This window comes from Pseudomonas putida, assembly GCF_030159595.1.
Taxonomy (GTDB): domain Bacteria; phylum Pseudomonadota; class Gammaproteobacteria; order Pseudomonadales; family Pseudomonadaceae; genus Aquipseudomonas; species Aquipseudomonas putida_AC.
Genome location: NZ_BSKJ01000010.1, coordinates 178,814 through 190,940, shown reverse-complemented (window position 1 = coordinate 190,940; position 12,127 = coordinate 178,814). Strand labels below are relative to the sequence as shown.

Genomic DNA, 12,127 nt, shown 5'->3' with positions numbered 1-12,127 from the left:
GCCTTACGCATCAAGCAAGCGCAGGGCCTTGTCGGCAAGGTCCGCCAGCAGGAACGGTTTGTTCATCAACGCCGTGCCCGGTTGATCGAGCAATTGCGCCTCGATGGACTGGTCCGCATAACCCGTGATGAACAGGATCTTCTGCTGCGCAAGCTGCATGCGCATGGCCCTGGCCACTTGCCGGCCACTGAAACCTCCCGGCAAGCCGATGTCGGTGATCACCAAGTCGAAGGGGCCATCATGGCGGAAACGTTCCAGGGCAGTATTCGCATCGCCTGCTGGCGTCACGTCGAAACCACGCTCGACCAGGTACTCATGCATGACCGCGCGCAAATTCACCTCGTCATCAACCAGCAGCAGGCGTTCGCCACGCGCCATACGCTGCGAAGGCGGCGCGGGCTTGGGCTCTTCCGGGACCAGGTCATGACACCTTGGAAAAAGCATGGAAACCTTGGTGCCCTGCTCCGGGCCAGACTCGATCCAGACATACCCGCCCGATTGGCTGACAAATCCATACACCATCGACAAACCCAGCCCGGCCCCACCTCCGATGGGTTTGGTGGTGAAGAACGGTTCAAAGGCCCTGGCTATGTCCGCTGCCGACATGCCATGGCCGTCATCCTCGACATACAAGGCTACATAGTCGCCAGGTGGCAGCCCCCCTGCATCTGGAAAAGCGGCGGTCAGCCGCTTGTTCACAGTACGCAACGTGACACTGCCCTGCGTCAGACTCGCTTCACGGGCGTTGGTGCAAAGGTTGATCAAGGCATTTTCAAGCGCACGAACGTCCAGGTTTACCGCCCACGGCACTACATCCAGCTGCCAGTGCAAGCCAATCTCCGCGCCCAACGTCTTCAGCAGCAATGGCTCGCAAAGGCGTAGTTGCCGATTGAGGTCCAGCGGCCGGGTGGCCAAGGGTTGATGGCGAGAGAGCGCCAGCAAGCGGTGAGTCAGCTCCATGGCGCGCTGCACTGAATCGCGCGCCACTTCCATGTAGGCCTCCACGCGCTCCAGGCGCCCCTCCTGCAGGCGCCGTTGCAACAATTCAAGGCTGCCGCCAACGCCGGACAGCAGATTATTCATTTCGTGGCCCATGCCCCCCGCCAATTGGCCTACCACCTGCATACGCTCGCTGTTGCGCATCAGCGCCTTGGACTGACGCGCCGCCTCTTCGCGGTCAGCGGTGATGTCCCGGCCAACCGCGGTCAGCAGGCTGCCATCAAACCGCGCGCTCCAGCGAAACCAGTGGTAGTGACCATCACGGTGACGTAGGCGGGTCTCGATCTGCTCCGTGTTGCTGTCTTGCAGCAGCCCGGACACTGCCACCTGCACCTCGGCGCGATCTGCCGGGTGCACCAGCTCCAGCACCGGCATATCCTGCACCTGCTCTTGGGTCCAGCCCAGAATGCGGTACCAGGCCGGGTTGACGGCATGCAGTTTCAGTTCGGGGGTAACTGTCATCATCGCTTCGCGCGACAGTTGCCAGAACTGTTCGCGCTCGGCCACATGGCGTTCGATCTGCCGTTCAAACCCCAACGCCTGCTCACGCCAATGACGGTGAGCCTCGACGCTGGCCGTCGTTTCGATCACCGTATGCAGAAAACCCGCCACATTGCCCAGCTCATCGTGCAACGGGGCATAACCGGACGCACACCATAGCGCCTGGACGCCTTCGCCGCAGACGATACGCAGGGGCGGATCCTCGACAAAACTCGAACGCCCTTCCAGTACCTTGAACACCCAAGGCCCCATTGCCGGCCAGAGATCACTCCACAGCGCATCGAACGCCTTGCCCAGTGCATCCGGCCCCCGCAGTGCCTGATAGCCATCGTTGTGCACCACACAAAGGTCTGCCCCCCAGACCACCGCACAGGGGAACGGCGACAAATGCATCATGTCGACGGCAATGCGTAACGAGGCCGGCCAGCGCGGCAATGGCCCGAGCGAGGTACACCCCCAGTCGAACCGTGCAATCCGCGCCCCCATCAGCTCGACTGACTGCGAAACAGGCGACTGCAGGATGACCGGCTGCGAAGGCTCGCGTGGCGTACTGTTTGCGACCAATATCGTGACTCCAGCAATGCTCAGGGTTGACCACCGTGCTGCCTGACTCGTGAGGCCCGCCCGTGGTTTTTTGTTCAAGTTAGCACAGCATGCACCGCGTACCATGGCACGCGTGCAGGTGGCAGCTATGCTGATTAGGTTTTCCCTTGGGCCAGGGAGCAACGGCCTATCCAGGTTGCCGACAGGAGCACGGTCATGAGCAAGAAAATGCTGGTGGTGCTGACCAACACAGCCAAGTACCCAACCCTCAAGCGGGCGACCGGGTTGTGGCTGGGTGAGGCCGTGCACTTTGTCGAGAAGGTCGAAAAGGCCGGCTACACGGTGGATTATGTCAGCCCACAGGGCGGCTACGTCCCCATCGACCCGCACAGCCTGCAGATGGCGCCGGATCTGGATTGGCAATGGTATGACGACAAGCGCTTCATGACACGCCTGGGTACCACGCTGAGCCCCGGCCAGGTAAAGGCCGACGAATACAGCGTCATCTACTACACCGGTGGGCATGGGGTGATGTACGACTTTGCCGACAACCAGCAGCTGCAAGAGCTGGCGCGCAAGGTCTACGAAAAAGGCGGCATCGTTGCGGCGGTATGCCACGGCGTTGTCGGCCTGCTGAACATCAAACTCAGCGACAACTGCCTGTTGCTCAAAGGCCGTAAAGTGACCGGCTTTTCCAATATCGAGGAAAAACTGGTTGAGCTGGACACCGTGGTGCCTTTCCTGACGGAAAACGAACTGGGTGGCCGCGGCGGCGAGTACAGCAAACACGATGACCCGTGGCAGCCGTATGTGGTCGAGGATGGCCGGTTGATCACCGGGCAGAACCCGGCCTCGACCGCCAAACTCGCCGAGCATGTACTGGCAAAACTCAAGGCTAGCTAAAGCCTCACATGAGCCTTGTGGTTTTCCTCTGCTGCGCATTGCACAAGGACTACAGCCGACCGGTCATTGAGTGCATAGGCTCAGGGTTCAGTTGTTCACCCCGAACAGCTTCGGCCCGGAGAGCGATTGCCCTATGTTGAAAATCCTGAACGCAGGACACCGCCTGCGAGAGCTGCTGCTGCTCTGCACGGTATGCCTCGTGCCTGTGATTTCCGGTTTGCTGGTAATGGTTGTTCAACTGGAAATGAAACTCGCGGAAAACGCAAACATCTCGGTGCAGGAAGCGGTTTTCAGTGTCGATCAGGCGCTGAACCGAATCCATGAGGCTGCCCAACGCGCCATGCCGCTTGCAGGCAAACCCTGCGAAAATGTCAAAGACGCTTTACAGGACCAGGTTGTGAGCCGCTCCATGCTCAGGTCGCTGACCTTGGTCGAGGGCAATGAGGCCTACTGCAGCAGTACTTCAGATTCCCTGGAACACTTAACGTCCTTTGCCTTGTCCGGCCAGCAGGTCGAACTGTCCTACGGACAACCCGACAAGCGCCGCAAGCTGTTGGTCAACTATTACTTGCAGGGTAAGAACGGCGGCGTGATCGTGACCGCCTATGCCGTGCAGCTACGCAACGAACTCGACGGTTTCCAGGATGGGTTGACGCTGCTGGTGGAGTTCGACGACCGATACATCTGGAGCCAAGGCGATAGCCGTGACGCTCAGCGCCCCTCGCAGTCCGAGTTTTTTGCAAGCGCACTGTCGGACAAGTATGGGTACAGGGTAAAAGGTGGTTACGCCGTCGGTTTCACCGCACTGGAAATCCGCCAGTCGATGCTGCAGATCTTTCCCTCGTTAATGCTGGTAGGGATCCTGACCGGCTCGATGGTATATCTGGGCTTGTACAGGGCACGAGCCCACAGGCGCGGGGCGGCCGCCAAGCATGCATGATGGCGGCGCCCCTCAAGCGGGATCAGTCGGTGCTCAGCACACCACGACGCACCTGGTCCCGTTCGATGGATTCGAACAACGCCTTGAAGTTGCCTTCACCAAAGCCATCGTCACCCTTGCGCTGGATGAACTCGAAGAACACCGGGCCAAGCAGGGTTTCCGAGAAGATCTGCAGCAGCAGGCGCTTGTCTTCAGGTTGCGAGGCGCCATCGAGCAGGATGCCACGCGCTTGCAGTTGATCGACCGGCTCGCCGTGGCCAGGCAGTCGCTCTTCGAGCATCTCGTAGTAGGTCTGAGGTGGCGCCGTCATGAAGCGCATGCCGAAGCCTTTCAGGGCATCCCAGGTCTTGAGCAGGTCATCGGTCAGGAAGGCTACATGCTGGATACCTTCACCGTTGAACTGCATCAGGAACTCTTCGATCTGCCCGGCACCCTTGGACGACTCTTCGTTGAGCGGAATGCGGATCATGCCATCAGGCGCAGTCATCGCCTTGGAGGTCAGACCGGTGTATTCGCCCTTGATGTCGAAGTAGCGGATTTCACGGAAGTTGAACAGCTTCTCGTAGAAGCCAGCCCAATAGGCCATGCGCCCGCGGTACACGTTGTGGGTGAGGTGGTCGATGATTTTCAGGCCGGCCCCCACCGGGTTGCGGTCCACGCCTTCGATGAAATTGAAGTCGATGTCGTAGATCGAGCTGCCTTCCTCGTAACGGTCGATCAGGTACAGCGGTGCACCACCAATGCCTTTGATGGCCGGCAGGCGCAGCTCCATCGGGCCGGTTTCGATTTCCACCGGCTGGGCACCCAGTTCCAGGGCACGGGCATAGGCCTCATGGGCATTGCGCACGCGGAACGCCATGCCACATACCGACGGGCCATGTTCGGCAGCGAAGTACGAGGCGACGCTCTTGGGTTCGTTGTTCAGGATCAGGTTGATACCACCCTGGCGATACAGGTGCACATCCTTCGAGCGGTGGGTGGCCACCTTGGTGAAGCCCAGGATCTGGAAGACCGGCTCGAGTACGCCAGGGGTCGGCGAAGCCAGTTCAATGAATTCGAAGCCCATCAGGCCCATTGGATTGTCGAAGATATCAGCCATGTTCGTGTCCTCATCTGCAGCGAAAAATTATTGAATGCGTGGGATGCGGAACAGAAACGGCGGTGAGCACGGGATACCCCGCACGCTGCGGGCGAGGAAGTCACCTATGATCAGTTTGAACCCATGGTATGTCATATGGACCCATTCTCGGCGGGTTTGATCCTCCGGAGTTGAAGGACCTTATTGTTGTATTCGTAAATGGATTCTACATTGCGTAAAATGGTTTGTCGCGTTTTTGTTGGTCGTGAGCGCCGACAAACGGCTATCCTCTCGTTATCTCTCATCGTAGCCAGGTCCGCATGCCCCTTTCCGTAAAACGCCGCGCCGCGTTCAGCTGGCGTACGCTGTTGCCCTGGGGCGTCGGTGTGCTGCCGGTGGTGTGCGGCCTTGCCATCATGAATTGGCAGGTTGAACGCGAGATGCAGGCCAGCAGCCAGGCCACCACCCGCCAGGCGGTGGAGCATGTCGAGCGCATCCTCGACAACTTGTCCAGTGCTGCCAATGCATTGCTGCCCTTGGCTGCAAGCCCCTGCGACCAGGCCCAGCTTACGCTGCGCGCCCAGGTTACCCGCAATGCCTTCGTGCGCTCGACCAACCTGTTCAGGCACAACAACCTTTACTGCACCTCGCTGTTCGGCGAATTCGACGAGCCGGTCAACGCCAGCGACTATACCGATGGCAAGCTGTGGCTGATGGACGGCAACTCGGTCACCCCAGGGCATCCGTTGCTGGTGTACCGTGCCAACGATGGCGACAACGGTGCAATCACCACGGTCGATGGCGACCACCTACTGACCGCACTGCGCCTGATCGGCCCCGATGAAGACTTGCACATCCGCGTGGGCGATGCCTGGATGGGCAAGGACGGTGTCGTCCACAAAGGCGTACCACCTGCCGCCGCCAGCGCCAACGTACTGATGGGCTCGACCCGTTACCCGTTCAGCGTGCAGGGCGGCTACAGCACCGGCAAACAGGGCCAGCTGTTACGCAGCCACTACCCTGCCCTGATCAGCTTGTTGCTGGTTCTGGGCGCCGTGGCGGGGCTAGTATCCCGCTGGCAGATTCGCCGGGCCACCTCCCCCCGCGCCGAGCTGGATCGGGCGCTGCAGGCCGACGAGTTTCTGCCGTATTTCCAGCCAGTGGTGCGCAAGGGCGACTACCGCTGGGCCGGTGCCGAAGTGCTGATGCGCTGGAACCACCCGCGCGAGGGCCTGGTAAGGCCCGACCTGTTCATCCCTTATGCCGAGCACAGCGGGCAGATCGTCGCCATGACCCGGGCGCTGATGATGCATACCGCGCAAAGCCTGGCGCCCTATGCCGGGCTGCTGGAAGACGGTTTCCATATCGGTGTCAACATCACCGCTGATCATTGCCGCGATCTCAGCCTGCTGGACGACTGCCGCACCTTCCTGCAGCACTTTGCGCCCGGCCGGGTGGTGCTGACCCTGGAACTGACCGAGCGCAAACTGATCGAGCCCACCCCTGTCACCCTGGAGCTGTTCGAGAAGCTGCACGCCATGGGCGTGATGATTGCCCTCGACGACTTCGGCACCGGCCAGTCAAGCCTCAACTACTTGCGCCAGTTCCAGGTCGACTACCTGAAGATCGACCAGAGTTTCGTTGCCATGATCGGCGGCGATGCACTGTCCGTGCACATTCTGGAAAGCATCATCGAACTGTCGGCCAAACTGGGCCTGGGCATCGTGGCCGAAGGTGTGGAAACGAACACCCAGCGCGACTACCTGGCCCGCCATGGGGTGGACTTCCAACAGGGCTACCTGTTTGCCAAACCCATGCCGGCCGCCCAGTTCCTGGAGGCACTGGCCACAGGCCCGGGCGCGGCGCAGTTGCCGCAAGGCGCGGCCCCTGAGATCATGCGCGGCTGATCCACCCGCTCAACTCCCCTATTCGAGGCACTTGTGTCAAAAGGCATTGTTTCATCGGTCATGGCGTCCTGTCTGTTCGCTGTGATGTATTTCTATACCTCGCTGCTCACGCCACTTGATGGCGAAGAGATCTTTGGCTGGCGCACCTTGCTGACGCTGCCCTGCCTCACCTTGTTCATGCTTGTCTCGAAGGACTGGAAACGGGTGGGCGAGCTGCTGGCCCGGGTAAAACGCACCCCGGTGCTGTTGCTGGGCATGGTCGGTACGTCGTGGCTGATGGGCGTGCAGTTGTGGCTGTTCCTCTGGGCGCCCCTGCACGGGCGCAGCCTGGAGGTGTCGATGGGCTACTTTCTGCTGCCACTGGCCATGGTCCTGACCGGGCGGCTGGTGTATGGCGAGCGCTTGTCGCGCCTGCAGAAGGTGGCGGTGGCCTGTGCCGCGCTGGGCGTGGGCCACGAGCTGTACCAAAATGGCAGTTTTGCCTGGGAAACCCTGTTGGTGACGATCGGTTACCCGATCTACTTCGTCCTGCGCCGGCGCTGCCGCACCGACCACTTGGGCGGCCTGTGGTGCGACATGTGTCTGCTGCTGCCGTGGGCGTTGTACTTCGTTATCCAGGGCCCGCTTTCCAGCGCCGACCTGCAAGCCCACTCTGGGCTGTATGCATTGATCCCGATCCTTGGGGCAATCAGCGCCTCGGCCCTGATTGCCTATGTGCTGGCCAGCCGCTTGCTACCGTTCAGCCTGTTCGGCCTGCTGAGCTACGTCGAGCCCGTGTTGCTGGTGGGCGTGGCGTTGCTGCTGGGCGAAACCATCGGCCCGGATCAGTGGCTGACCTACCTGCCGATCTGGGCCGCGGTGCTGGTACTGGTGCTCGAGGGCTTCAAGCACCTGCTGCGTCAACGTCGTCGTTCGGTATAAGCCGAACCTGGCGCACCCGTCGCTCTTCAACCGCTTCCACGGTCAGCGTCCAGCCATTCCAGGCCAGGCGGTCACCCACCATCGGCAGGCGGTCGAGCAGGCTCATCACCAGGCCCGCGAGGGTCTGGTAATCCTCGGTAGCACGGGCACTGAAACCGGTACGCGCCTGTACCTGGCTCAGGTTCAGTGCACCACTGACCACAAAGCCCTCACCCTCCTGGACGATCCCGGGGCCTTCAACCTCGCTGGCATCCGGCAGTTCGCCGGCAATCGACTCAAGGATGTCGGTCATGGTCAGCAAGCCGGTGAAGTCACCGAACTCGTTGACCACGAAGGCGATGTGGGTCGACTGACCACGCATCTGCTCCAGGGCGTTGAGGATGCTGAAGCTCTCCAGCAGGTTCAACGGCGCCCTGGCCATGCTTTCCAGGTCCGGCTGGCTGCCCGACAACAACTCCTTCAGCAGCTCCTTCTTGTGCACGAAGCCCAGTGGCTCGTCGACACGGCCATCGCGGATCAGCGGCAGGCGCGAGTAGGGCGAGTTGGCCAGGGCCTGGGTAATGGCGTCGGCCGGTTGCGACAAGTCGATCATGTCGACCTCGGCACGTGCAGTCATCACCGTACGGATCGGCCGCTCGGCCAGGTTCAGTACGCCACTGATCATCACCCGCTCGCGGCGATCGAACAGCACCTGCTCCTCACCACCCTCGACCAGGTCAGCGATTTCCTCGCCCACTTCATCAGCCTCGACACGGCGGCCACCCAGCAGGCGCAGCACGGCATGGGCAGTACGCTCACGCAACGGCTGATGCTGCTGCAAACTGCGCTTGCGGCGGGCCCTGGCCAACTGGTTGAACAACTCGATCAGGATCGAGAAGCCGATAGCCGCGTACAGGTAGCCTTTCGGGATATGGAAGCCCAGGCCTTCGGCGGTCAGGCTGAAGCCGATCATCATCAGGAAGCCCAGGCACAGCATGATCACCGTGGGGTGGGCATTGACGAAGCGGGTCAGCGGCTTGCTGGCAACGATCATGATACCGATGGAGAAGACCACCGCGATCATCATCACCGACAGTTGCTCGACCATGCCCACTGCGGTAATGACCGCGTCCAGCGAAAATACCGCGTCAAGCACCACGATCTGCGCCACGATCGGCCAGAACGCAGCATGGCGCACCGTGCCACTGGCCTGGGTCACATGGCCTTCCAGGCGTTCATGCAGCTCCATGGTGGCCTTGAACAGCAGGAACACACCACCAAACAGCATGATCAGGTCACGGCCAGAGAAGCTCTTTTCGAACACCTCGAACAGCGGCGCGGTCAGGGTGACCATCCACGAGATACTGGCCAACAGGCCCAGGCGCATGATCAATGCCAGGCTCAGACCAATCACCCGTGCGCGGTCGCGCTGATGCGGTGGCAGTTTGTCTGCCAGGATGGCGATGAACACCAGGTTGTCGATACCCAGCACCAGCTCGAGGACGATAAGCGTCAACAGGCCCAGCCAGGCCGTGGGGTCGGCTAGCCATTCCATTAGCGGGTACTCACAAGAGACGCGTCACGAGGACGGGGGAAGGATGGCCTGAACGGCCGGGGACTGGGGGGCTCCGCGAAGGTGCTCATATAGACCTTATTAACAAATTGGGGAAATGATCCTACAAGCACAGCTGGTTTCTCTGATAGCGCAAAACTATTACAAAACCTGTAACGGGTGTGGGGCTGCATTTTGTGGGTACTTTTCTTCAATACCCTCGACAGCCAACTGCTGAAAATCATGGTTCCTCCCACACCCCGGATCTTTCTCATGAGCCTTTCCCTGTCCATGGCCGCTTTCGCACTCGCGGCGTCAATTTCCCCCGGCCCGGTCAATATCGTTGCCCTGAGCAGCGGCGCCAACCATGGCTTACGCGCCAGCCTTGCACATGTGGCCGGCGCCACGCTGGGCTTCTGCCTGTTGTTGGTGCTGGTCGGGCTGGGCCTGCATCAACTGCTGCTGCGCTGGCCGCTGTTGGGCATGCTCCTGCACTGGGGTGGGGTCACGTTTCTGTTGTACATGGCGTGGAAACTTGCCCGCGACGACGGCCAACTGACGGGCACGCACTCAACACCCGCCCCCTCGGCCTGGCAAGGCGCGGCGATGCAATGGCTGAACCCCAAGGCCTGGCTGGCGGCAGTGGCCGGGGTCGGCGCGTACACCAGCGGTGAGCAGCACTTGCTGTGGTTGTTCACCTGGATCTACGGGCCGATCTGTTTCATTTCGGTGGCCAGTTGGGCATGGGCCGGCAGCGTGATTCGCCAGTACCTGAGCAACCCACGGCACTTGCGCTTGCTCAACCGAGGGTTGGCGGTGTTGCTGGTGGGCAGTGCTGCCTACCTGGTCATCTGACGCCAGCGGCATTGCGGTAATGACCCGGCGTCGCAGCCAGATGCTTTTTGAAAGCCCGCTGCAAGTGCGCCTGGTCAGCAAACCCGGCGTTCTGCGCGACCTCTGCAATCGACCGCCCCTGACGCAATTGCGCCCGGGCCAGCTGAACGCGCTGGTCGAGCAGGTAGCCATGCGGTGTCAGCCCGTACTGTTGGCGGAAGGCACGAATCAGGTAGGCGCGCGACAGGCCGCACGCGGTGCAGATATCTTCCAGGCTCAACGGGTCGCTGCGATGAGCGCGTATGAACGCTGCCGCCGCGTCCACCCGTGGGTTGCCCTCGTCACTCACACGGGCGTTGGCGCCGAGAAAGCCCGGCAATGAGTCGAACAAGGCGGCCAGGCGGCCCTCCCGATCAGACACACCGGCATCGAACAGGTCAGCAAACGTCTGCAATAACCGTTGGTACAAAGCAGGCGAGGCACTCCAGGTCTGCGTCGGCAATTCAAAGCCTTGCGCCTGTAACCAGGGCAGGTCGACGAAGAGCATCAGGTAAGACCAGGGCTCACCGTCGATGGGGTTGCAGGTATGCACAACACCAGGGTTCATCAGCACCGTGCTACCAGCCCCTACCTCAATGCGCAACTCACCGTTCAGGTAGGTGCTTCGTCCACCGGTGATCACGCCGATTGAAAAGCTCTCATGGGAGTGCGCGGCGTAGCACACCTGCCGCCCGTCCCCCACCAGCCGGGCCTCGACAAAGGGCAGGACAGGGTCACGCCAGAACCGCGAAACCTCGATCATCCCCTCGCCCACGCGTTGCTGAAATGCCCCGATACTACACGCTTATCGCGCAAACAGATCCAGCGTCCGCTCCACTTCACCGATATCGATCCGAAAACCATCACCCTCCGGTATCCCGACCACAAAGCCGAAATACTGGTGGTCGCGGTCCGTCAGGTATTTGTAGTAGCTGACAAACCGGTCAGGCGGCTGCAAGGTCAGCAGGCTAGCGCCTGGCTGCAGCACATTCACGCCATGCACCAGTTGGCTACCCTCCACGCCAATGACCACTTTTGCCCCGGCACAGGCTGCGACAATGCTCGGCACGTCAGACTTGAGCGGGTTGACCACGCGAAAACCACGCGTAACCCGCAAGTGTTCGGCAAGCTCCAGCTCATTGCGCAGCAGACGCAGGTCGCCATCACCGCCCCGCAGCAGGAACACACCCGGGTGTGGGGCATGCGGCACATGCGACAGCAGCTTGTCCCCCATGGCCCGGTAGCGGGCGTGCCGGCTGCGGTTGTTGCTCTGGTCGTCGAACAGCACCAGCTCACGGAAAAACGCACTGCGCAAGCGCAGCGGCTTCATATCCAGCCAGTCTTCATAGGCGGGCGCCTGGGTAAACAACGGGTACTTGGCAGAGGGTGCGGTGGTCACCGGGACGCCCTCGTTGCAAGCCAGCGCATAGGTCGGGCAATCTTCCATCAGCCAGGTACCGAACCAGGAATTGCCGTTTTGCGTGCAATAAATGGCTGCACGATCAATTTCGTTGTCCACGATGATGCCCGGAAAGGTGCTGGGCTTGAGTGACAACCAATGGCTGGCCTTGCCCTTGTACAACGCCCCATCGATCAGCCACACATTCTTGATCAGATAGCCCCGGGTTGGCCCTTGCAGCATGCTGATGCCGCCCTCCATCGTGCGCGCAGGGTGGACGTAGGGGTAAAAGCGCTTGCCCTCCCAGCCCGTCACCCGCTCCAGCTGGCCGGGCAGGTAGATGGCCGGTGGCGACACCGTGGCCTCGCCCGGGGCAATGTCCCAGCTCTTGGTCGCCATGCTCTTGAGGTCAATGGCCGTGCTTTTGCCCAAGCGCTTGCGCGCCATGTAGCGGTAGGCAGCCAGTGTCCAGGTGTGCGGCTTGGCTGCAGGCGATGCACTGAACTGCGAGATGTCGCTTCCCATGAAGCGT

General features: G+C 61.1%; 10 protein-coding genes. 5 read left to right on the top strand and 5 right to left on the bottom strand.

The window, feature by feature from the left end; all coding sequences use genetic code 11:
* Window positions 1-3: 3 nt before the first annotated feature.
* Complete coding sequence (locus tag QQL85_RS21545) at window positions 4-2,064, bottom strand: hybrid sensor histidine kinase/response regulator (protein ID WP_284356068.1); 2,061 nt, start codon at window positions 2,062-2,064, stop codon at window positions 4-6.
* 195 nt (window positions 2,065-2,259) lie between these two features.
* Between QQL85_RS21545 and QQL85_RS21540 the strand changes: the two genes are divergently transcribed.
* Window positions 2,260-2,946: a type 1 glutamine amidotransferase domain-containing protein gene (locus QQL85_RS21540; RefSeq protein WP_284356069.1), complete on the top strand. Its 687-nt coding sequence runs from the start codon at window positions 2,260-2,262 to the stop codon at window positions 2,944-2,946.
* Between the two features lie 133 nt (window positions 2,947-3,079).
* On the top strand, window positions 3,080-3,886 hold the full coding sequence (locus QQL85_RS21535) for a CSS-motif domain-containing protein (protein ID WP_284356070.1): 807 nt from the start codon (window positions 3,080-3,082) through the stop codon (window positions 3,884-3,886).
* A 22-nt stretch (window positions 3,887-3,908) separates the two neighbouring features.
* Here the strand turns inward: QQL85_RS21535 and hppD are convergent, their stop codons facing one another.
* Entirely contained in the window at window positions 3,909-4,985 is a 1,077-nt protein-coding gene (gene hppD, locus QQL85_RS21530; RefSeq protein ID WP_284356071.1) for a 4-hydroxyphenylpyruvate dioxygenase, read from the bottom strand.
* 299 nt (window positions 4,986-5,284) lie between these two features.
* Here hppD and QQL85_RS21525 point away from each other — a divergent pair, with 299 nt between their 5' ends.
* Window positions 5,285-6,871, top strand: a complete 1,587-nt coding sequence (locus QQL85_RS21525; RefSeq protein WP_284356072.1) for an EAL domain-containing protein — start codon at window positions 5,285-5,287, stop codon at window positions 6,869-6,871.
* A 33-nt stretch (window positions 6,872-6,904) separates the two neighbouring features.
* A complete protein-coding gene (gene rarD, locus QQL85_RS21520; protein WP_284356073.1) occupies window positions 6,905-7,792 on the top strand; it encodes an EamA family transporter RarD in 888 nt (295 codons plus the stop codon).
* On the opposite strand, the gene QQL85_RS21515 is transcribed toward rarD, so the two are convergent.
* Window positions 7,755-9,326 (bottom strand): TerC family protein, encoded by a 1,572-nt coding sequence (locus tag QQL85_RS21515; protein WP_284356074.1) that lies wholly within the window; start codon window positions 9,324-9,326, stop codon window positions 7,755-7,757. The two genes, rarD and QQL85_RS21515, sit on opposite strands and share 38 nt — an antisense overlap.
* A 270-nt stretch (window positions 9,327-9,596) precedes the next feature.
* On the opposite strand from QQL85_RS21515, the gene QQL85_RS21510 reads away from it, so the two are divergent.
* Window positions 9,597-10,178 carry a LysE family translocator gene (locus tag QQL85_RS21510; protein ID WP_284356075.1) on the top strand — a complete coding sequence of 194 codons (582 nt, stop codon included), beginning with the start codon at window positions 9,597-9,599 and terminating at the stop codon, window positions 10,176-10,178.
* On the opposite strand, the gene QQL85_RS21505 is transcribed toward QQL85_RS21510, so the two are convergent.
* Window positions 10,171-10,959: an AraC family transcriptional regulator gene (locus QQL85_RS21505; RefSeq protein ID WP_284356076.1), complete on the bottom strand. Its 789-nt coding sequence runs from the start codon at window positions 10,957-10,959 to the stop codon at window positions 10,171-10,173. The genes QQL85_RS21510 and QQL85_RS21505 overlap by 8 nt on opposite strands.
* 42 nt (window positions 10,960-11,001) lie before the next feature.
* Entirely contained in the window at window positions 11,002-12,120 is a 1,119-nt protein-coding gene (locus QQL85_RS21500; protein WP_284356077.1) for a glycosyltransferase 61 family protein, read from the bottom strand.
* Window positions 12,121-12,127 lie beyond the last annotated feature (7 nt).

Bases quoted from the DNA above. Each gene is read 5' to 3' on its own strand.
- QQL85_RS21535 (WP_284356070.1), top strand. From the start codon at position 3,080: ATGTTGAAAATCCTGAACGCAGGACACCGCCTGCGAGAGCTGCTGCTG.
- QQL85_RS21540 (WP_284356069.1), top strand. From the start codon at position 2,260: ATGAGCAAGAAAATGCTGGTGGTGCTGACCAACACAGCCAAGTACCCA.
- QQL85_RS21515 (WP_284356074.1), bottom strand. From the start codon at position 9,326: ATGGAATGGCTAGCCGACCCCACGGCCTGGCTGGGCCTGTTGACGCTT.
- QQL85_RS21510 (WP_284356075.1), top strand. From the start codon at position 9,597: ATGAGCCTTTCCCTGTCCATGGCCGCTTTCGCACTCGCGGCGTCAATT.
- QQL85_RS21525 (WP_284356072.1), top strand. From the start codon at position 5,285: ATGCCCCTTTCCGTAAAACGCCGCGCCGCGTTCAGCTGGCGTACGCTG.
- hppD (WP_284356071.1), bottom strand. From the start codon at position 4,985: ATGGCTGATATCTTCGACAATCCAATGGGCCTGATGGGCTTCGAATTC.
- QQL85_RS21500 (WP_284356077.1), bottom strand. From the start codon at position 12,120: ATGGGAAGCGACATCTCGCAGTTCAGTGCATCGCCTGCAGCCAAGCCG.
- QQL85_RS21505 (WP_284356076.1), bottom strand. From the start codon at position 10,959: ATGATCGAGGTTTCGCGGTTCTGGCGTGACCCTGTCCTGCCCTTTGTC.